Source organism: Pseudomonas sp. P1_A1 (assembly GCF_056406935.1).
In genome coordinates this window covers 386693-407979 of the sequence record NZ_JBFTZE010000004.1, presented here as the reverse complement: position 1 = coordinate 407979, position 21287 = coordinate 386693, and the positions used below count along the sequence as shown (strand labels likewise).

Annotated in this window: 18 protein-coding genes; 14 read left to right on the top strand and 4 right to left on the bottom strand. The window is 60.0% G+C overall.

Going from position 1 to position 21287, the window contains the following annotated elements; all coding sequences use genetic code 11:
- The first annotated feature begins 6 nt into the window (after positions 1-6).
- From rlmN to AC1D2Q_RS08775, 10 genes are all read left to right on the top strand, one after another.
- Complete coding sequence (rlmN, locus tag AC1D2Q_RS08820) at positions 7-1155, top strand: dual-specificity RNA methyltransferase RlmN (protein WP_477812944.1); 1149 nt, start codon at positions 7-9, stop codon at positions 1153-1155.
- Positions 1156-1167: 12 nt separating this feature from the next.
- On the top strand, positions 1168-1926 hold the full coding sequence (pilW, locus tag AC1D2Q_RS08815; protein WP_477812943.1) for a type IV pilus biogenesis/stability protein PilW: 759 nt from the start codon (positions 1168-1170) through the stop codon (positions 1924-1926).
- Positions 1926-2960, top strand: coding sequence for a RodZ domain-containing protein (locus AC1D2Q_RS08810; protein ID WP_477812942.1), 1035 nt, complete (start codon positions 1926-1928; stop codon positions 2958-2960). Before pilW ends, AC1D2Q_RS08810 begins: the two co-directional genes overlap by 1 nt.
- Before the next feature lie 3 nt (positions 2961-2963).
- Positions 2964-4073: a flavodoxin-dependent (E)-4-hydroxy-3-methylbut-2-enyl-diphosphate synthase gene (ispG, locus tag AC1D2Q_RS08805; protein WP_003185136.1), complete on the top strand. Its 1110-nt coding sequence runs from the start codon at positions 2964-2966 to the stop codon at positions 4071-4073.
- 37 nt (positions 4074-4110) lie between these two features.
- Complete coding sequence (hisS, locus tag AC1D2Q_RS08800) at positions 4111-5400, top strand: histidine--tRNA ligase (protein WP_018927062.1); 1290 nt, start codon at positions 4111-4113, stop codon at positions 5398-5400.
- A 40-nt stretch (positions 5401-5440) separates the two neighbouring features.
- Positions 5441-6082, top strand: coding sequence for a tetratricopeptide repeat protein (locus AC1D2Q_RS08795; RefSeq protein ID WP_018927061.1), 642 nt, complete (start codon positions 5441-5443; stop codon positions 6080-6082).
- Positions 6075-7226, top strand: coding sequence for an outer membrane protein assembly factor BamB (gene bamB, locus AC1D2Q_RS08790; protein WP_019581056.1), 1152 nt, complete (start codon positions 6075-6077; stop codon positions 7224-7226). The genes AC1D2Q_RS08795 and bamB overlap by 8 nt, the downstream gene beginning before the upstream one ends.
- Positions 7227-7361: 135 nt before the next feature.
- On the top strand, positions 7362-8834 hold the full coding sequence (gene der / locus AC1D2Q_RS08785) for a ribosome biogenesis GTPase Der (protein ID WP_018927059.1): 1473 nt from the start codon (positions 7362-7364) through the stop codon (positions 8832-8834).
- A 248-nt stretch (positions 8835-9082) separates the two neighbouring features.
- A complete protein-coding gene (locus tag AC1D2Q_RS08780; protein WP_477812941.1) occupies positions 9083-10231 on the top strand; it encodes a pyridoxal phosphate-dependent aminotransferase in 1149 nt (382 codons plus the stop codon).
- Positions 10219-11010 (top strand): amidohydrolase, encoded by a 792-nt coding sequence (locus AC1D2Q_RS08775; RefSeq protein ID WP_477812940.1) that lies wholly within the window; start codon positions 10219-10221, stop codon positions 11008-11010. Before AC1D2Q_RS08780 ends, AC1D2Q_RS08775 begins: the two co-directional genes overlap by 13 nt.
- A 71-nt stretch (positions 11011-11081) precedes the next feature.
- Here the strand turns inward: AC1D2Q_RS08775 and leuA are convergent, their stop codons facing one another.
- From leuA to AC1D2Q_RS08755, 4 genes are all read right to left on the bottom strand, one after another.
- Positions 11082-12761, bottom strand: a complete 1680-nt coding sequence (gene leuA, locus AC1D2Q_RS08770; RefSeq protein ID WP_064620129.1) for a 2-isopropylmalate synthase — start codon at positions 12759-12761, stop codon at positions 11082-11084.
- 430 nt (positions 12762-13191) lie between these two features.
- Complete coding sequence (locus AC1D2Q_RS08765; RefSeq protein WP_477812939.1) at positions 13192-14013, bottom strand: peptidoglycan DD-metalloendopeptidase family protein; 822 nt, start codon at positions 14011-14013, stop codon at positions 13192-13194.
- A gap of 3 nt (positions 14014-14016) precedes the next feature.
- A complete protein-coding gene (gene xseA / locus AC1D2Q_RS08760; RefSeq protein WP_018927054.1) occupies positions 14017-15396 on the bottom strand; it encodes an exodeoxyribonuclease VII large subunit in 1380 nt (459 codons plus the stop codon).
- A gap of 72 nt (positions 15397-15468) precedes the next feature.
- The gene (locus AC1D2Q_RS08755; protein WP_305503143.1) at positions 15469-16365 is read right to left on the bottom strand and encodes a LysR family transcriptional regulator; all 897 of its coding nucleotides are present in this window, start codon (positions 16363-16365) and stop codon (positions 15469-15471) included.
- Positions 16366-16465: 100 nt separating this feature from the next.
- Between AC1D2Q_RS08755 and AC1D2Q_RS08750 the strand changes: the two genes are divergently transcribed.
- The 4 genes from AC1D2Q_RS08750 to guaA all read left to right on the top strand — a co-directional run bounded on the left by AC1D2Q_RS08750 (position 16466) and on the right by guaA (position 21246).
- Positions 16466-17233: a sulfite exporter TauE/SafE family protein gene (locus AC1D2Q_RS08750; RefSeq protein WP_477812938.1), complete on the top strand. Its 768-nt coding sequence runs from the start codon at positions 16466-16468 to the stop codon at positions 17231-17233.
- Between the two features lie 86 nt (positions 17234-17319).
- Positions 17320-17868: a hypothetical protein gene (locus AC1D2Q_RS08745; RefSeq protein WP_018927051.1), complete on the top strand. Its 549-nt coding sequence runs from the start codon at positions 17320-17322 to the stop codon at positions 17866-17868.
- 231 nt (positions 17869-18099) lie between these two features.
- Positions 18100-19569: an IMP dehydrogenase gene (gene guaB / locus AC1D2Q_RS08740; protein WP_095632439.1), complete on the top strand. Its 1470-nt coding sequence runs from the start codon at positions 18100-18102 to the stop codon at positions 19567-19569.
- 99 nt (positions 19570-19668) lie between these two features.
- On the top strand, positions 19669-21246 hold the full coding sequence (guaA, locus tag AC1D2Q_RS08735) for a glutamine-hydrolyzing GMP synthase (protein WP_064620114.1): 1578 nt from the start codon (positions 19669-19671) through the stop codon (positions 21244-21246).
- Positions 21247-21287 lie beyond the last annotated feature (41 nt).

The following is a 21287-nucleotide window of genomic DNA, read 5'->3' as shown; positions in this document are numbered from 1 at the left end:
GAATCCATGACTACATCGACTGTAAAAACCAACCTGCTGGGTCTGACTCAACAGGAAATGGAAAAATTCTTCGACTCGATCGGGGAGAAGCGTTTCCGTGCCGGTCAGGTAATGAAATGGATTCACCACTTTGGCGTCGATGATTTCGACGCCATGACGAACGTCAGCAAGGCCTTGCGCGAAAAGCTCAAGGCTGTTGCTGAAGTTCGTGGTCCGGAAGTGGTCAGCGAGGACATCTCCAGCGACGGCACCCGTAAGTGGGTGGTGCGCGTGGCGTCCGGCAGCTGCGTCGAGACCGTTTACATTCCCCAGGGCAAACGCGGCACCTTGTGCGTTTCGTCCCAGGCAGGCTGTGCCCTGGACTGCAGTTTCTGCTCCACCGGCAAGCAAGGTTTCAATAGCAACCTCACCGTCGCCGAAGTCATCGGCCAGGTGTGGATTGCCAACAAATCCTTTGGCAGCGTCCCGGCAACCGTCGACCGTGCCATCACCAACGTGGTGATGATGGGCATGGGTGAGCCGCTGCTGAACTTCGACAACGTCGTGGCCGCCATGCATCTGATGATGGATGACCTGGGCTATGGCATCTCCAAGCGCCGCGTGACCCTGTCGACTTCGGGTGTGGTGCCGATGATCGATGAGCTGTCCAAGCACATCGATGTTTCCCTGGCGTTGTCCCTGCACGCACCGAATGACGCATTGCGTAACCAATTGGTGCCGATCAACAAGAAGTATCCGCTTAAGATGCTGCTGGAGTCGTGTCAGCGCTACATGTCGTCCCTGGGCGAAAAGCGCGTACTGACCATCGAGTACACCTTGCTCAAGGACATCAACGACAAGGTCGAACACGCGGTCGAAATGATCGAGTTGCTCAAGAATGTTCCGTGCAAGATCAACCTGATTCCGTTCAACCCGTTCCCGCACTCCGGCTATGAGCGTCCGAGCAACAACGCGATTCGCCGTTTCCAGGATCAGCTTCACCATGCAGGCTTCAACGTCACCGTGCGTACCACCCGCGGTGAAGACATCGATGCCGCGTGTGGCCAGTTGGTAGGGCAGGTGCTGGATCGCACCCGTCGCAGCGAACGTTATATCGCCGTGCGTGAGTTGAACGCCGACAACGATATGCCGCAAAACGCTGCGAACAATAATTAAGAGAGGATCTCTATGTCCCTGCGCTTCGCGCTGCTTGTGCTGTTGGCCAGCCTTTGTGCTGGTTGTGTCTTGTCGGGCGACTTCAACCCGATGAAGACCAGCAAGGGCCGTGATGAAGCGCGTGCCGCCTACGTGCAGCTGGGCCTGGGGTACTTGCAGCAGGGCATGACCGAGCGCGCCAAGGTCCCGCTGAAGAAGGCGTTGGAACTGGATGACTCGGATCCTGACGCCAACGCGGCCCTGGGGCTGGTGTTCCAGGCCGAGATGGAGCCGGAACTGGCCGATCAGCATTTTCGCAAGGCACTGTCTTCCCGTCCCGCCGATGCGCGAATCCTGAACAACTACGGCAGTTTTCTGTTCGAAGAAAAACGTTACAAAGAGGCGTACGAGCGCTTTGAACAGGCAGCCGCCGATACTCTGTATCCTGAGCGTTCGCGGGTTTTCGAGAACCTCGGCATGACCGCTTCAAAGCTGGGCCAGCGTGACCTGGCTCGCCAGCAACTGGAAAAAGCCCTGCGTTTGAACCGCCAACAGCCACGTGCCTTGCTGGAAATGGCTGAGTTGTCATTCGAAGACAGGCATTATGTGCCCGCGCGTGACTATTACGATCGTTTTAGCCTGCTCAGCGAGCAAAATGCACGTAGTCTATTGCTCGGCGTTCGGCTGGCAAAAGTGTTTGAAGATCGCGACAAGGCCGCCAGTTTTGGCCTGCAATTAAAACGACTCTATCCCGGTACGCCGGAATATCAGCAATACCTGTCGGAGCAATGATGAAAGCGGCGCATCCCGAAGTTGTAGCAGCGAATCGCGTTAACCCCGGTGAGACATTGCGCCAGGCCCGCGAAAGCAATGGCTGGTCGCTGGCCGAAGTGGCCCTCAAGCTCAACCTCACTGTCAATTCCCTGAGTAATCTGGAAGCCGGCGCTTTTGACAAGCTGCCTGGCCACACCTTTGCTCGTGGCTATATTCGCGCGTACGCCAAATTGCTGGGCATGGACCAGGCTGTTCTGGTTCAGCAGTTCGACCAATCCACCGGCACCGACTCCCAGGGCAGCAACGTCCACAGCCTGGGGCGTATCGAAGAGCCGGTTCGGGTTTCCCACACCATTTTGCGAATTGTCAGCCTGTTGTTACTGATCGCGGTGATTGGCGGCGGTTTTGTCTGGTGGCAGGATCAAACTTCATTGCGCACCAAGGACCTGGTCAGCCTGGCTCCGGAACACGTTGAAGTCGAAGGCGCCGATGGCACCACCCAGATCCATCCGCTGGACGAGCCGGAAGACCAGGCCGTTGCGCAAGGTGAGGCAGAAGGTGAAACGCCTCTGGCGTTGCCGCAGGCTGAGGAGCCTGCCAACGCCGAAGCAAGCGCGCCGGCGCCAACACCCGCTCCAGCAGCCCCGGTAGCAACACCTGCGGCTCCGGCCCACAATACTGCTCCGGTTGTCGCGACACCGGCAGCGCCAGCACCGGCTGTTGCCGCTGTACCGGCAGCGGTTGCGACGGCTCCGGTTGCGCCGACCGTTGCAGCTGCTGCTCCAGCAACTCCAGCGGCTCCGGTTGCGGGCCAGGGCCAGGTTCAACTGCAATTCAGCGCCGATTGCTGGACTCAAGTGACCGACGGCACGGGTAAAGTGCTGTTGAGTGGTCTCAAGCGTAAAGGCGAAAGTGTTTCCGTCAGCGGCAAGCCGCCCTTTGCCGTGCGTCTGGGCTTCGCCCGTGGCGCGCAGGTCAGCTACAACGGGCAGGTGGTTGATGTCGCTCCGTTCACCAGTGGCGAGACTGCTCGCCTGAAGTTAGGTCAATAAGTCATGCACGGCGAATCTCCAATCAAGCGTCGCGAATCCCGGAAGATCTGGGTCGGTAACGTGCCTGTTGGCGGCGATGCGCCCATCGCTGTGCAGAGCATGACCAACAGCGACACCAATGACGTGGCCGCCACCGTGGCCCAGATCAATCGTCTGGAAGCCGCTGGCGTCGATATCGTTCGGGTTTCGGTGCCGGACATGGACGCCGCCGAAGCCTTCGGCAAGATCAAGCAACTGGTCAAGGTGCCGTTGGTGGCTGACATCCACTTCGACTACAGGATCGCTCTGCGCGTAGCCGAACTGGGCGTCGATTGCCTGCGCATCAACCCAGGCAACATCGGTCGTGAAGACCGCGTACGTGCGGTGGTCGATGCCGCCCGTGATCGCGGGATTCCAATCCGTATCGGCGTGAACGCCGGTTCCCTGGAAAAAGACCTGCAAAAGAAATATGGTGAGCCGACTCCGGCCGCGCTGGTCGAGTCCGCCCTGCGTCACGTCGAACACCTCGAACGCCTCAATTTCCAGGACTTCAAGGTCAGCGTAAAAGCTTCCGACGTGTTCATGGCCGTTGAAGCCTACCGCTTGCTGGCCAAGGAAATCGTCCAGCCGTTGCACCTGGGCATCACCGAAGCCGGTGGTTTGCGTTCAGGCACAGTGAAATCCGCCGTGGGCCTCGGTATGCTGCTCGCCGAAGGGATTGGCGATACTATTCGCATCTCGTTGGCGGCCGACCCGGTCGAGGAAGTGAAAGTCGGCTACGACATTCTCAAATCCCTGCACCTGCGTTCCCGTGGCATCAACTTCATCGCCTGCCCGAGCTGCTCGCGGCAGAACTTCGATGTGGTCAAAACCATGAACGAGCTGGAAGGGCGCCTCGAAGACTTGCTGGTGCCGCTGGATGTCGCGGTAATCGGTTGCGTGGTCAACGGGCCGGGCGAAGCCAAGGAAGCCCATATCGGCTTGACCGGCGGCACGCCAAACCTGATTTACATCGACGGCAAGCCGTCGCAGAAACTGACGAATGACAATCTGGTGGATGAGCTTGAACGCTTGATCCGCCAGAAAGCGGCCGAAAAGGTCGAAGCCGACGCGGCTGTAATCGCTCGCGGCTGAGCCTGACTGAAGAGCCGAACGAATTTAAGGATTTAAAGTGAGCAAGTCTCTGCAAGCCATTCGTGGCATGAACGACATCCTGCCCGAGCAGACTCCCCTGTGGCGTCATTTCGAAGGCACCGTTTCGCGTTTGCTGGATAACTACGGTTACAAGCAGATCCGCATGCCGATCGTCGAGTTCACCGAGCTGTTCAAGCGCTCCATCGGTGAAGTGACCGACATCGTCGAAAAAGAGATGTACACCTTCGAAGACCGCAACGGCGATTCCCTGACCCTGCGCCCTGAAGGCACAGCGGCCTGCGTGCGTGCGGTGCTCGAACACGGCATTACCGGCGGCGGCCAGGTGCAGAAACTCTGGTACATCGGCCCGATGTTCCGCCACGAACGTCCGCAGAAAGGCCGTTATCGCCAGTTCCACCAGATTGGTTGTGAAGTCTTCAACCTCGACGGTCCGGACATCGACGCCGAGCTGATCGTGCTGACCTGGCGCCTGTGGGGCGAGCTGGGTATCCGCGATGCGGTCAAGCTCGAACTCAACAGCCTGGGCACTGCCGAATCCCGTGGTCGTTATCGCGAAGCACTGGTCGAGTACCTGACCGCTCGCCTGGATCAACTGGACGAAGACAGCCAGCGCCGTCTGAAGACCAACCCGCTGCGGGTCCTGGATACCAAGAACGCCGACACTCAAGCGGTGCTGGCCGACGCGCCGAAAATGGCCGACTACCTCGACGAAGAATCCCGCGTGCACTTCGAGGGCCTCAAGGCTCGCCTGGACGCCGCCGGCATTCCTTATGTGATCAACCCGAAGCTGGTTCGCGGGCTGGATTACTACAGCAAGACCGTATTCGAATGGGTTACCGACCAATTGGGCGCCCAGGGCACGGTATGTGCCGGTGGTCGTTACGACGGTCTGGTGGAGCAGATGGGCGGCAAACCGACCCCGGGCGTCGGTTTCGCCATGGGCATCGAGCGTCTGGTGCTGCTGCTTGAAACCCTGGAGCAGATCCCCGAAGAGATCTCCCGTCAGGTCGACGTCTACCTATGCGCCTTCGGTGAAGCCGCCGAGCTGGCCGGTCTGACCCTGAGCGAGCGTGTTCGTGATCAACTGCCCAACCTGCGCCTGCAAATCAATGCCGGGGGCGGCAGCTTCAAAAGCCAGTTCAAGAAAGCCGACAAGAGCGGTGCGCTGTACGCATTGATCCTCGGTGACGACGAAATGGCCCAGCAAGTGGTAGGTTTCAAACCCCTGCGTGGCCAGGGCGAACAACAAAGCATTGCCTGGGATGCGCTTGCTGCACACCTGGCCACCTGCGTCGTGCAGGGTTGAAGCTGTCAAACAGCCGATTTAGCGATTAAGGAGTATTGGGGTGTCGAGTACCGAAGACGAACATGTGGCGGAGTTGAAGGAGTGGTGGACACGCAACGGCAAGCCCCTGGTTACTGGCGGCCTGTTGGCGCTGGTCATCGTGTTCGGCTGGCAGGCCTTTCAGAAGTATCAGAGCAATCAGTCGCAAGGCGCCTCGATTCTCTACCAGCAGTTGCTGGAAACCACGCTGACGCCTGACGGCAAGCCTGATGCTGCACGTGTTTCGGATCTGGCCGGCAAGCTCAACAGCGAGTTCGGCGGCACCGCCTACGCGCAATACGGCAGCCTGTTCGTGGCGAAAGTCGCGGTCGACAGCGGCAAGCTGGACGACGCAGCCAGCGAGCTGAAAGCCATTGTCGACAAACCGGCCAACCCGGCACTGGGTGAAATCGCCCGTCAGCGCCTGGCGCAGGTGCTGGCCGCGCAGAACAAGGTCGATGAAGCCCTGAAACTGCTCGAAGGCGATGCCGACAAGGCCTTCCTGGCCACTCGTGAAGAACTCAAGGGCGACCTGCTGGTGCAACTGGGTCGTACCGACGAAGCGAACGCGGCGTATCAAAAAGCCAAGGCGGCACTGTCGGATGAAGCGGCGGTCGGTGGCCTACAAATCAAGCTGGACGACCTGGCCAAAGGGGATGCGTGACGTGATTCGTTGGAAACATGCAGCATTGCTGGCTCTGGCCATTCTGGCCGCGGGTTGCAGCAGCAACAGCAAAAAAGAGTTGCCACCGGCCGAGCTGACCGACTTCAAAGAAGAAGTGGTTCTGCACAAGCAGTGGAGTCGTTCGATCGGTAACGGTCAGGGCGAAACCTACAACATGCTGGTTCCGGCGATCGATGGCGATACCATCTATGCCGCCGACGTCACCGGTGTGGTGATGGCAATGGATCGCAGCAATGGCGACGTCAAGTGGAAGAAAGATCTCGAACTGCCTGTCTCTGGCGCCGTTGGCGTGGGTTACGGTCTGGTCATGATCGGCACGCTCAAGGGTGAAATCGTTGCCCTGGATGCCAGCAGCGGTGAAGAGAAATGGCGCGCTCGCGTGACCAGCGAAGTTCTCGCACCACCGGCCACCAACGGTGACGTTGTTGTGGTTCAGACCCAGGATGACCGTCTGATCGGTCTGGATGCCTCCACCGGCAACCAGCGCTGGTTGTATGACAGCACGCCAGCGGTCCTGACCCTGCGCGGCACCAGCGCACCGATCGTCACCAACCGCCTCGCGGTGGCTGGCCTGTCGACCGGTAAAGTGGTTGCTCTAGATGTGTCCAACGGCGTGCCGGTTTGGGAACAACGTGTAGCGATTCCACAAGGTCGTTCGGAGCTGGAGCGTGTGGTCGATATCGACGGTGGCTTGCTGCTGTCCGGCGGTACACTGTATGTCGCCAGCTACCAGGGTCGCGTCGCGGCACTGGACCTGGAAAGCGGTCGTCAGCTCTGGCAGCGTGATGCTTCCAGCTATGCCGGCGTCGCCCAGGGTTTTGGCAGCGTCTACGTAAGCCTGTCTTCGGGCACGGTTGAAGGCGTCGACGAGCGTTCCACCACTGCATTGTGGAGCAACGATTCGCTGGCCCGCCGTCAACTGTCGGCTCCGGAAGTGTTCTCCAGCTACGTTGCAGTCGGTGACCTGGAAGGTTACCTGCACCTGCTGAGTCAGGTGGACGGTCGTTTCGTCGGCCGCGAGCGCATCGACAGCGACGGCCTGCGTGCCCGTCCGCTGGTGGTGGGTGACACGATTTATGTGTATGGCAACAGCGGCAAACTGGAAGCCCTGACCATCAAGTAAAGACTATGCTTGGGGTTTAACCCCCAAGCGGCCTTGTTCTGCAAGGCTCGCAGCGCTTTCAAGCGCTGCCCCGAGCACCAGCCGCTGCCTCGCAGCGGCTTTTGTATTTTCTGAAATAACGAAGTGGAGAGCCGCATGGTTCCCGTAATCGCCCTGGTGGGCCGACCGAACGTCGGCAAGTCCACCTTGTTCAACCGCCTGACCAGGACTCGCGACGCCATCGTCGGCGACTTGTCCGGTCTGACCCGTGATCGCCAATACGGTGAGGCCAAGTGGCAAGGGCGTTCCTACATTCTGGTCGACACTGGTGGTATCTCCGGTGACGAGCACGGTATGGACGAAAAAATGGCCGAGCAGTCGCTGCTGGCCATTGAAGAAGCGGATGTCGTTCTGTTCCTGGTAGATGCCAAGGCCGGTTTTACCGCCGCCGACCAGATGATCGCCGAGCACTTGCGCAAGCGTAATAAGCGTTCCTATGTGGTCGCCAACAAGGTCGACAACATCGACCCTGAAATGGCCCGCGCCGAATTCGCCCCGTTGGGCATGGGCCACGCGATCCCGATCGCCGGTGCCCATGGTCGTGGCATCACCCAGATGCTGGAAATCGCCCTGAGCGACTTCCCGAAAGACGAAGAAGAACCGCAAGAAGGCGAAGAGGAAGAGATCGTTGCCGAAGGTGAGGAAGCCAAGCGCATTCCTGGCCCAAGCGAAAAAGACGGTATCAAGATCGCCATCATCGGTCGTCCGAACGTCGGCAAGTCGACCCTGGTCAACCGCATGCTCGGTGAAGACCGGGTGATCGTGTATGACCAGCCCGGTACTACCCGCGACAGTATCTACATCCCGTTTGAGCGTAACGACGAGAAGTACACGCTGATCGACACCGCTGGTGTGCGCAAGCGCGGCAAGATTCACGAAGAAGTCGAAAAGTTCTCCGTGGTCAAAACCCTGCAGGCGATCAAAGACGCCAACGTGGTGATCTTCGTGATGGACGCCCGCGAAGGCGTGGTGGACCACGACCTCAATCTGCTGGGCTTTGCCCTTGAAGCCGGTCGTGCGTTGGTGATCGCGATCAACAAGTGGGACGGCATGACGCCGAGCGAGCGCGACTTCGTGAAGGTCGAGCTGCAACGTCGACTGTTCTTCGTCGACTTCGCCGACATCCACTTCATCTCGGCCCTGCACGGTACTGGCGTAGGCAATCTCTACGCCTCGGTACAGAACTCGTTCAAGTCCGCGGTCACCCGCTGGCCGACCAACCGCCTGACCCAGATTCTGGAAGATGCGGTCGGCGAGCACGCGCCACCGATGGTCAACAACCGCCGGATCAAGCTGCGTTATGCCCACTTGGGTGGTGCGAACCCGCCGATCATTGTGATCCACGGTAACCAGATCGAGAAGGTGCCGAAGTCTTACGTCCGTTACCTGGAAAACACTTACCGTCGTGTGCTCAAGCTGGTCGGTACGCCGATCCGCATCGAGTTCAAGGGCGGCGAGAACCCGTACGAAGGCAACAAGAACTCGCTCACCGACCGTCAGGTCAACAAGAAGCGTCGTTTGATGTCGCACCACAAAAAGGCCGACAAGAAGCGCCGCGACAAGCGCTGATCCAGGTGATCATTTCCACATCCTCGCGTGGGAATGATCAACCGCTTTGTAGGAGCTGGCGAAGCCTGCGATCTTTTGATCCTGGCTTGTGTGATGGCTGAAAAGATCGCAGCCTGCGGCAGCTCCTACAGGGGGCGGTGATAAAAAAAGGGTGCTCACCAGCACCCTTTTTTTGTGGGCGTCGTTTGGGCTATCCTCGGGCTCTCCCGTGCCGCCGTTAGAGCCGGGTGTAGCCCAGGGAATCACCGATGATCACCAGTAAGCTGCCGAATGTCGGCATCACTATCTTCACGCAGATGTCTCAGCTCGCGACGCAAACCGGGGCGATCAACCTGTCCCAGGGTTTTCCCGATTTCGACGGCCCGCAGGCCCTGCGTGATGCGGTCGGTCGGCATATCGCCAGTGGCCACAACCAGTATTCGCCGATGACCGGCTTACCGGCGTTGCGTCAGCAGATCGCGGCGAAGATCGCTCGCAGCTACGGCGCGCATGTTGATGCCGACAGCGAAGTGACGGTCACCCCCGGCGCTACCCAGGCGATCTTCTGCGCGATTCAGGCGGTGATCCACAGCGGCGATGAAGTGATCGTGTTCGATCCGTGCTACGACAGCTACGAGCCCTCGGTCGAGCTGGCCGGTGGTCGCTGTGTGCATGTGCAACTCGGCCTGAAGGACTTCGCCATCGACTTCCAGAAGCTCGCCGAAGCCCTGAGCCCGCGCACGCGGATGATCATCCTCAATACCCCGCACAACCCAAGCGGTGCGCTGATCAGCCGTGCCGAGCTGGATCAGTTGGCGGCGTTGATCCGCGACCGCGACATCTATGTGATCAGCGACGAAGTCTATGAACACCTGGTGTTCGACGGTGTGTCTCACGCCAGCGTATTGGCCCATGAAGAGCTGTATCAGCGCGCTTTCGTGGTCAGTTCGTTCGGCAAGACGTACCACGTCACCGGTTGGAAAACCGGTTATGTCGTGGCGCCGCCGGCCCTTAGCGCGGAGCTGCGCAAAGTGCACCAGTACGTCAGTTTCTGCGGTGTGACGCCGTTGCAGTACGCGTTGGCCGATTACATGGCCGAGCACCCGGAACACGTCGAAGAGCTGCCGGGCTTCTATCAGGCCAAGCGCGATCTGTTCTGCGATCTGCTGACGCCGTCGCGCTTCAGTTTTACCCGCGTGGCCGGTACTTATTTCCAGTTGGTCGATTACTCGCAGATTCGCCCGGACCTCAATGACGTCGAGATGGCGCTGTGGATGACCCGCGAGCATGGCGTCGCGAGCATTCCGATCTCGGTGTTCTACCAGACTCCACCTGAAGGCCAACGCCTGGTGCGTCTGTGCTTTGCCAAGCGCGAGGAGACCCTGCGTGAAGCAGCGGCAAAACTATGCGTGATCTGAGTACCCTGCCCAATCTGAATCTTGCGCTGATCCAGACCACCCTGGCCTGGCACGATCGTCAGGCCAACCTGGAGCATTTCGAGCCGTTGCTGGAACAGGCTCGCGGTGCGGACCTGATCATCCTGCCGGAGATGTTCACCACCGGTTTCTCCATGGAATCGGAAACCCTCGCCGAGCCGGAAAATGGCCCCACCAGTAAATGGATGCGGGCTCAGGCAGCGAAGCTGGGCGCGGTGGTGACCGGCAGCATCATCGTCCAGGCGGCTGACGGTAGCCATCGCAATCGTCTGTTGTGGGCACGGCCGGACGGAGAGGTGTGGCACTACGACAAGCGTCACCTGTTCCGCATGGCCGGGGAGAACAATCACTACACCCCGGGCGAGCGTCAGGTGCAGTTCGAATTGAAGGGTTGGCGAGTGCGGCCGCTGATTTGCTACGACCTGCGCTTCCCGGTCTGGAGTCGCGATCCGCAAGACACTGACTTGCTGCTGTACACCGCCAACTGGCCGGGCGCACGGCGTCAGCACTGGAACCGATTGCTGCCGGCACGGGCGATCGAAAACCTCTGCTATGTGGCGGCGGTGAACCGTATCGGTACCGATGGCAAAGGCTTTGCGTATACCGGTGACAGTCAGGTCCTGGATTTTCAGGGCGAGACGCTGCTCGGTGCAGGTGATGCCGATGGTGTGTTCAAGGTCGTACTGGACGCGGCGGAACTGGCGGCGTATCGCACACGGTTCCCGGCGAATCTGGATGCGGATACCTTCGAGTTCACCTGACCGATCGTTGATCAACAAAAAAGGCCCCGAGGTTCTCACCCCGGGGCCTTTTGCATTGCTGCGATGGGTTTTTACGCCGCTTTCGCTTCCGGCTGGCTCAGGGAGCGGTTCAGTGCGCTGAACAGCGCCTTGAAGCTGGCGGTGGTGATGTTTTCGTCGATGCCGACGCCGTGCACCGCACGCTCACCATTCACCCGCAATTCAATGTAGGCCGCGGCCTTGGCATTGGTGCCCGCGCCGATGGCGTGTTCGTTGTAGTCCATGATTTCCACCGGGATCGGCAGGCCGGCCACCAGTGCTTCCAGGGCACCGTTGCCCTTGCCGCGCCAGTGCAGGTTGGTTTCGCCCTGACCTTTGCTGGAAACTTCGACTTCCACGGCGCTGTGACCGTTTTCTTCCTGCAAGCGATGGCTGACCAGCGCGTACGGGGTGTTGGCCTGCAAGTACTCGCTGTGCAGCAGCGCGTGGATCTGCTGGGCGGTCATCTCCAGGCCCAGGCGATCGGTTTCACGCTGCACGACCTGGCTGAACTCGATTTGCATGCGACGCGGCAAGCTGATGCCGTATTCCTGTTCCAGCAGGTAAGCGATACCGCCCTTGCCCGACTGGCTGTTGACCCGAATCACCGCCTCGTAGCTGCGGCCGATGTCGGCCGGGTCGATCGGCAGGTACGGCACTTCCCACAGGGCGTCCGGTTGTTGCTGGGCGAAGCCCTTGCGGATTGCATCCTGGTGCGAGCCGGAGAACGCGGTGTGAACCAGGTCGCCGACGTACGGGTGACGTGGGTGCACCGCAATCTGGTTGCACTCTTCGACGACTTTACGCACGCCGTCGATGTCGGAGAAGTCCAGCTCAGGATCGACGCCCTGGGTGTAAAGGTTCAATGCCACGGTAACGAGATCGACGTTACCGGTACGCTCGCCGTTGCCGAACAGGCAGCCTTCGACACGGTCGGCGCCAGCCATCAGGCCCAGCTCGGTAGCGGCTACGCCGGTGCCACGGTCGTTGTGGGTGTGCAGGCTGATGATCACGCTGTCACGACGGTTGATGTGACGACCGAACCATTCGATCTGGTCGGCATAGATGTTCGGGGTCGCGCATTCGACGGTGGCGGGCAGGTTGAGGATCACCTTGTGCTCAGGCGTCGGGTTCCACACCTCGATCACCGCGTCGCAGACTTCCTTGGCGAATTCCAGTTCGGTGGCGCTGAAGGTTTCTGGCGAGTATTCGAAGGTCCACTCGGTGTCCGGCTGCTGGGCGGCATATTTGACGAACAGCTTGGCGGCGTTCACGGCAATGGCCTTGATCCCGTCCTTGTCCTGGTTGAAGACAATGCGGCGGAAGGAAGGGGAGGTCGCGTTGTACAGGTGAACGATGGCCTTCTTGGCGCCGCGCAGGGATTCGAAGGTGCGCGCGATCAGGTCTTCACGGCCCTGGGTCAGCACCTGAATGGTGGTGTCGTCCGGGATGTGGCCGCCTTCGATCAGGGTACGCACGAAGTCGAAGTCGGTTTGCGAAGCAGCCGGGAACGAGGCTTCGATTTCTTTCACACCGACCTGCACCAGGGTCTTCCAGAAACGCAGCTTCTTGACCGCGTCCATTGGCTCGATCAACGACTGGTTGCCGTCACGAAGGTCCGAGCTGCACCAGATCGGCGCTGCAGTGATGGTCTTCGATGGCCAGGTGCGGTCCGGCAGGTTGATGGTCGGGAACGCGCGGTATTTCGAAGACGGGTCTTTGAGCATGCTCATTGGAAAATCCTTATTGTGTGGGCCGAAAAAAGGCGGCCTGCCGGTGGATCAAATGTTCTGGTAAAGCATCGGACGAGGCACCGCGATTCAGYCTGGCAGTCGTGCACTGACGAGGCACAGGCTGCGGTGCTGGCGGAGCTGAATGAGGGTGTGAGAGGTTTTCATGCCTTCAACCCTAACCGCGGGGGGAAAGGATGGCAAGCAGTCGAAAAACTTTGAGAGGAATACTCGAAAAGCGGGTTTTTGCGAGATTTTATTGCTCGTAAGAAGTAGGATCGTTTAGTCGCTTGCGCAGTGTCTCAGCCATGCGCAATCGATAGAAGAGGGATTGAGTGGGTTGGGAGTGTTCGGTTTACCTGCGGGTTTCGGTGATGCTCTGGCCGTCTTCGCGGGCTTGCCCGCGATATAGGCCATCAGCCTCAACCACTGCTTATGGCTGAAACGCACCAATGAAAATCGCCGGATCCACCCGCGCATCGTTCAAGCTGACGTTCCAGTGCATATGCGGCCCGGTCGCGCGGCCAGTTGAGCCGACTTTCCCGACCACGTCACCACGCGCCAGTGGCTGGCCGACTTTCACATCGATCTTCGACATGTGGCAGAACATGCTGATAAAGCCCTGGCCGTGGTCGACGAACACTGTATTGCCGTTGAAGAAGTAATTCCCGATCAGGATTACCTTGCCGGCGGCCGGGGTTTTGATCGGCGTGCCTGCGGGTACGGCAAAGTCGAGGCCCGCATGGGGATTGCGCTCTTCGCCATTGAAAAAGCGGCGCACGCCGAACTTGCTCGACAGCGGCCCATCGACTGGTTTGTCCAGCAACAGGTTGCTCGGGGTATTCGGGCTGAAGCTGCGATAGGCCCGGATCTGCTCGGCCAACTCGCCCTCGATGCGCTTGAGATTCGCCGGGTTCGGATTGACCTGTTGCGTATTCTTCAGGGTGATGTGCTGTTCCGGGTATTTCTTGTTGCCGACGGTGAAGTTCAGGTTACGACCGCCGCTGCTCAGCGACTGACTGCCTGGTTTGACCGTCAGCGGCACGCCGACGATGGCCAGCCAGTTGTTCTGTTCCTTGACCACCAATACGGGCTTGCCTTGATAACTGGCTTTCGGCGCTTGGGCGGAGCTGCCCAGATCCACCACAGCCACGCCGCCCGGCACCGGTTTGTTCAACAGGCGGGTGATGTAACTGTCGGCGTGGGCGTTGAAGGTCAGGCACAGCAACAGCAACGGAGCAAAAAAACGCGGCATGGATCAATCCAGTAAAGAAAGGGTGACAGGCGTCAGGTGATTGTCTTCGACCCGCACTTGCAGCTCGCCGTCGCCGAGTTTGGCTTTCAGGCGCTGGCCGGTGTGGGTTTGCGCGGCGCTGCGGATCGCGTTGCCGCGCTCGTCCAGCAGAATGCTGTAACCACGAGCGAGGGTCGCCAACGGGCTGACCACATGCAGCGTCTGCATCTGACTTTGCAGTTGCAGACGACGGGATTTAAGCCCTTCGCGCATGGCCCGGGGCAGGCGCTCGGCGAGGCTGTCGAGGCGCTGGCGAAGCATCGCCAGTTGTCGCCCGGGATGTTGCCCGGCGAGGCGGGTTTCCAGACGGATCAAGCGCTCGCGACGGGTGTTGAGGCTACGTTCGAAGGCGCGGCGCAAGCGCATGTCCAGATCATCCAGGCGTTGCGCTTGCTGACGCAGGCGTTCACCGGGATGGCGCAAGCGGCGAGAGATGCCTTCCAGACGCAGCCGATCGCGCATCAAGCGGTCACGCATGCGCATCACCAGTCGTCGGTGCAGGCTTTCGACCCGACGCACCAGATCGCTGGAGTCAGGCGCCAGCAGTTCGGCGGCGGCGGACGGCGTAGGCGCGCGAACGTCGGCGACGAAGTCACTGATCGATACGTCGGTTTCATGGCCGACGGCGCTGACGATTGGCGTCACGCAGGCGTCCACGGCGCGGGCCACGGCTTCTTCGTTGAAACACCAGAGGTCTTCCAGCGAGCCGCCGCCGCGGGCCAGGATCAACGCATCGAAACCACGGGCGTCCGCCAGTTTCAGCGCGCGGACAATTTGCGCCGTGGCTTCGCGGCCTTGCACGGCGGTGGGGATCAGCGTCAGCTGCACTTGCGGYGCACGGCGGCGGAACACACTGATGATGTCGCGGATTACCGCGCCGGTGGGTGAGCTGATGATGCCGATGCGTTGCGGGTGCGCCGGCAATGGTACTTTGCGCTCGGCACTGAACAGGCCTTCGGCGCTGAGTTTTTCCTTCAAGGCATCGAAGGCCAGACGCAGGGCGCCGTCACCGGCCGGCTCCACGGTGTCGAGAATCAGTTGGTAGTCACCACGGCCTTCAAACAGCGAAACCTTGCCGCGAACCTTGACCGCCAGGCCATCCTTCAGCGCCTGGCGAACCCGTGCCGCGTTCTGCCGGAACAGTGCGCAACGAACTTGGGCGCCGCTGTCCTTGAGGGTGAAATACACATGGCCGGACGCCGGGCGGGCGAGGTTGGAGATTTCGCCTTCGACCCAGATGTTGCTGAACACGTCTTCGAGCAACACCCGCGCGCGGCCGTTGAGCTGGCTGACAGTCAGGACTTCCCGGTCCAGGCCGAGTCTTGCAAAGGGATCTTTAATCATGGGGCGCAGTTTAAAGGCATTCGGCGATCAATCTCCATGAGTCAGCGTAAATCCCTTGTGGGAGCGGGCTTGCTACGGCGATTGGGTGAAGTGCTGGATGAATTGCTGAACCAGCGCAGGGGGACTCTGCCGATAGGCGAGGGCGACGGTGCTGTGGCAATCCGGGTCGGCCAAGGGCAGAAAGTGGATATCCGGCGGCGCGATGTCCTGCATCGATTCCGGTAGCAGCGCGATGCCAAACCCGGCCTGGATTAATTGCAGTTGCGTGGTTTTGCGCGACACCACTCGAGCTGGCCGGGGAAAGAACCCCTGGCGCATGCACAACTCGGCGGACAGATAGCTCAGGCCGCCACGCTGTGGATGAGGAATGGAAATAAACGCTTCATTCTTCAACTGCGCCAGATCGATACCTTGCGCGGACTTATCCACAGCCAGCCGATGATTCGGCGGCACCGCCAGCAACAGGCGCTCGCTGTATAGCGGAACAATCTGCACCCCTTCACGCTGACGCAGCACCGGCAGGCGCAACAACCCCACATCAAGGCGACCTTCGGCCAATTCCTCCAGTTGCGCCTCGGAGGACAGCTTGACGATGTCCATCGACACACCGGCGTGCTGATCGAGATAAGCGCTGATGCCGCGCAGCAGCCGACCGCTCATGGGCACGGTGCTGGAGTGGCTCAGGCGCAAAACGCCCAGTTGACCGGTGCCCACTTGAGTGGCCATTTCGCTGGCCTTGGTCAGTTCGTTCAGCAGATTTCTGGCCCGAGGCAAAAACGCTTCACCCGCCGCCGTCAGTCGGGGTTGGCGCGCAGTGCGTTCGAACAGCGGCGTTTGCAGCCGGATTTCCATGTCTTTGATCTGCCGGCTCAAGGCCGATTGAGCAATAAACAGTCGTTCGGCTGCAGCGCTGAAGCTGCCGCTCTCGGCGATTTCCACGAAGTAGCGCAATTGACGGGTTGAAAGCACAAGATATGCCTTTTTGAGATGGATAGTCGACCTTGAAGATATTAGTCGCAACGCTAGGCGCTGGCTAAAGTCATCACAGGAATTAAAGGAAGCCGTATCGATGAGTGTGCTGGAGTTGTTAAACCAATGGCCGTGGGGGGCGGTGGATTGGCTGGTGATCGGGTTGGGCGTTGCCCTGGCCTACATCGTGTTCGGCATTGCCGGTTTTGGTACCGCGCTGGTGGCGGGGCCGATTCTGATTCTGTTCATGCCGCTGTCGAAAATCGTGCCGCTGCTGGTGCTGCTGGATTTCGTCGCCGCGTTCGGCAATCTGCTGCCCTCGCGCCGAAATGTAGAGCGGTCCGAATTGCTGCGACTGCTGCCGTGCATGGCGGTGGGTTGCACGTTGGGGGTGATTTTTCTGCTGAACCTGAAATCCGATGTGTTGCTGCTGTTGATGGGGCTGTTTATCAGCGCCTATGCGATTTACAGCCTGTGGATTAAAACCCGTCCGGCGCAATTGTCCGCCGGATGGGCGGTGCCGATGGGCACGGTGGGCGGGATGTTCGGGGCGCTGTTTGGCAGCGGCGGCTTTCTATATGCGATCTATTTGAACAGTCGGTTACCCAAGGACGAGGCCCGGGCCACCCAGAGTGCGCTGATCAGTTGCAGCACCGTGGTGCGCTTGAGCCTGTTTGCCGTCGCCGGTGTGTATGCCGAGCTACCCTTGTTGGTATTGGCGCTGTGTTTGTTGCCGGCGATGGCGCTGGGGCTGTGGATCGGCCGACGATTGACCATGAAATTCTCCCGTGAGGCCTTCGTGCGGCTAGTGACCTGGCTGGTGCTGGCCAGCGGRATTGCCTTGATCGGGCGTTATTTGAGTACTTGACCGGATTTCGTCAGGGATTAAGCTGCCGGCCGCCCTCACAATCGGCGCACCGCAGGAACATCCATTTGACGCAGTAGGCTTGCACCATGAATTCGCAAAGCATCATCGTCCCGAAAATCTCCACACTGCCGGTACACGAACCCCGGGCCCGGGCGGTCGTGCGGTGGCTGGTGCGCAAGAACATCATTAAGGAAGAGCTGACCACCTGTGGCCGCACCGGCAATCACATGGCCCATGCCATCGCCGATGGCGCCCGCGCCGTGGTGCTGCACCCTGAAGCGCTGCCGTTCGGCGAGCCGATCAATGGGCTGGAGATCATCACCAAGCGCTGCATCTATACACCGGCCAAGGGTTTCCTCGAAGAAGCCGGCTGCGCCGAGTGCCGCAAGGAGATCGGCGAAGCGCTGTTCGAAAGCCTGGAAGACTGGATGCCGGGGCGCACCGATAACTTCACCTGCCCTGAATGCGGGCATGAAGACGACATCAACGGCTTTCTGTTTTTGCAGGAATGCGGCTTTTCCAACCTGGGGTTCATCTTCAACAATTGGCTCGAGGCCGGGTTCAAGCAGGACTTTATCGATGAGTTTGCCGATTGGCTGGATCAGCCCGTGAGTTGGGTCAAAGTCGAGCTCTAACTGTCGACACCGGTCCCCCCGTAGGAGCTGCCGAAGGCTGCGATCTTTTGATCTTCGACGGCCTCACTGACGACAAAAAGTCAAAAAATCGCAGCCTTCGGCAGCTCCTACAGGGGACGTTGTTTCTCCGTATGTCAGTAATGCCAATAATAGACAGAGTTTTACATTGAACCCGAGGGGGTGTCTGACTATAATGGCGCGCTTCCATTTTCCCGCTCGGGAGCCCCCGCGATGCTGCGTATCAGCCAAGAAGCTCTGACATTCGACGACATTCTCCTAGTGCCCGGTTATTCCGAGGTGCTTCCTAACGAAGTCAGTCTCAAGACCCGCCTTACCCGTGGCATCGAGCTGAATATTCCACTGGTTTCCGCCGCTATGGACACCGTTACTGAAGCCCGTCTGGCAATCGCCATGGCTCAGGAAGGTGGCATCGGCATCATCCACAAGAACATGACCATCGAGCAGCAAGCTGCCGAAGTGCGCAAGGTCAAGCGTTACGAAGCCGGTGTGGTCAAGGACCCGATTACCATCGAGGCCGATGCCACGGTGCGTGAACTGTTCGAACTGACCCGCCTGCACAACATCTCCGGCGTTCCGGTACTGCACGATGGCGACCTGGTCGGCATCGTCACTTCCCGTGACGTACGCTTCGAGAACCGCATGGACGCCGCCGTTCGTGAAGTGATGACGCCTAAAGAGCGTCTGGTCACGGTCAAGGAAGGCGCCAACAAGAACGATGTGCGTGAATTGCTGCACAAGCACCGCATCGAGCGCGTGCTGATCGTCGACGACAAATTCGCCCTCAAAGGCATGATGACCGTCAACGATATCGAAAAAGCCAAGGCTTATCCGCTGGCCAGCAAGGACGATCAAGGTCGTCTGCGCGTTGGCGCTGCAGTCGGCACCGGCAAAGACACCGGTGACCGCGTAGCTGCCCTGGTCCATGCCGGCGTTGACGTGGTGGTGGTCGACACTGCCCACGGTCACTCCAAAGGCGTGATCGACCGCGTTCGCTGGGTCAAACAGAACTTCCCTGAAGTGCAGGTCATCGGCGGCAACATCGCCACCGGCGCTGCCGCCAAGGCCCTGGCCGAAGCCGGTGCTGACGCAGTCAAGGTCGGTATCGGCCCAGGCTCGATCTGCACCACCCGTATCGTCGCCGGTGTCGGCGTCCCGCAAATCAGCGCCATCGCCAACGTCGCCGCCGCCCTTGAAGGCACTGGCGTTCCGTTGATCGCCGACGGCGGCATCCGTTTCTCCGGTGACCTGTCCAAGGCCATCGTGGCCGGTGCCTCCTGCGTGATGATGGGCTCGATGTTCGCCGGTACTGAAGAAGCGCCAGGCGAGATCGAACTGTTCCAGGGCCGTTCGTACAAGGCTTACCGCGGCATGGGTTCGCTGGGCGCCATGTCCCAGGCTCAAGGTTCCTCCGACCGTTACTTCCAGGACTCCTCCGCGGGTGCCGAGAAGCTGGTTCCGGAAGGTATCGAAGGGCGTGTTCCTTACAAGGGCACCCTGAGCGCCATCATCCATCAACTGATGGGCGGCCTGCGTTCCTCGATGGGTTACACCGGCAGCGCCGACATCGAAGAAATGCGCACCAAGCCTGAGTTCGTGCGGATCACCGGCGCTGGCATGGCCGAGTCCCACGTCCACGACGTACAGATCACCAAAGAAGCGCCAAACTACCGCGTAGGTTGAGGCTTCAAGCAAATCGTTAAGCAACCGGGGCTGTTCTATTCAGCCCCGAGTTGTTTCTGAATCACGACTGTTTCTGAATTACTTAGACGAGACTGAATCATGGCCCTCGACATTCACGCTCACCGCATCCTGATCCTCGATTTCGGTTCCCAGTACACCCAACTGATCGCCCGCCGCGTGCGTGAAATCGGCGTTTACTGCGAACTGCATCCGTTCGACATGGACGAGGAAGCCATTCGCGAATTCGCTCCAAAAGGTGTGATCCTCGCCGGCGGCCCCGAGTCCGTGCACGAAGCCGACAGCCCTCGCTGCCCGCAAGCGGTGTTTGACCTGGGTGTGCCAGTCTTCGGTATCTGCTACGGCATGCAGACCATGGCCGAGCAACTGGGCGGCAAGGTTGAAGGTTCCGACCTGCGTGAGTTCGGTTACGCCCGTGTCGACGTGGTCGGCAAGAGCCGCCTGCTCGACGGCATCGAAGACCACATCGACGCCGATGGCCTGTTCGGCCTCGACGTATGGATGAGCCACGGTGACAAGGTCACCAAGATGCCGGAAGACTTCCACATCCTGGCCAGCACCCCGAGCTGCCCGATTGCCGGCATGTTCAACGATGACCGTGCCTACTACGGCGTGCAGTTCCACCCGGAAGTGACCCACACCAAGCAGGGCGGTCGCATCCTGTCGCGCTTCATCCTCGACATCTGTGGCTGTGAAGCCCTGTGGACGCCGTCGAAGATTGCCGAAGACGCCATCGCCCAGGTCCGTGCCCAGGTTGGCACCGACAACGTACTGCTCGGCCTGTCCGGCGGCGTGGACTCCTCGGTGGTTGCCGCGCTGCTGCACAAGGCCATTGGCGATCAGCTGACCTGCGTGTTCGTCGACAACGGCCTGCTGCGTCTGCACGAAGGCGAGCAAGTGATGGCCATGTTCGCCGAGAACATGGGGGTCAAAGTGATCCGCGCCAACGCCGAAGAACAGTTCCTCGGTAACCTGGCGGGCGAGTCGGACCCGGAGAAGAAGCGCAAGATCATCGGCCGTACCTTCATCGACGTGTTCGATGCCGAATCCTGCAAGCTGGACAACATCAAGTACCTGGCCCAGGGCACCATCTACCCGGACGTGATCGAGTCGGCTGGCGCGAAAAGCGGCAAGGCGCACGTGATCAAGTCGCACCACAACGTGGGTGGCCTGCCGGAAGAAATGAACCTCAAGCTGGTGGAGCCGCTGCGCGAGCTGTTCAAGGACGAAGTGCGTCGTCTGGGCCTGGAACTCGGCCTGCCGTACGACATGGTCTACCGTCACCCGTTCCCGGGCCCGGGCCTGGGCGTGCGGATCCTCGGTGAAGTGAAGAAGGAATACGCCGACCTGCTGCGTCGTGCCGACCACATCTTCATCGAAGAACTGCGCAAGGCCGACTGGTACCACAAAGTCAGCCAGGCCTTCGTGGTGTTCCAACCGGTGAAATCGGTTGGCGTGGTCGGCGATGGCCGTCGTTACGCCTGGGTCGTTGCCCTGCGTGCCGTGGAAACCATCGACTTCATGACCGCGCGTTGGGCACACCTGCCTTACGAACTGCTGGAAACCGTCAGCGGCCGGATCATCAACGAAATCGAAGGCATCTCCCGCGTTACTTACGACGTGTCGAGCAAGCCGCCAGCGACGATTGAGTGGGAATGATCCCGATCTGACTGATCGTCCGTAATAACCGAAAGGCCCCG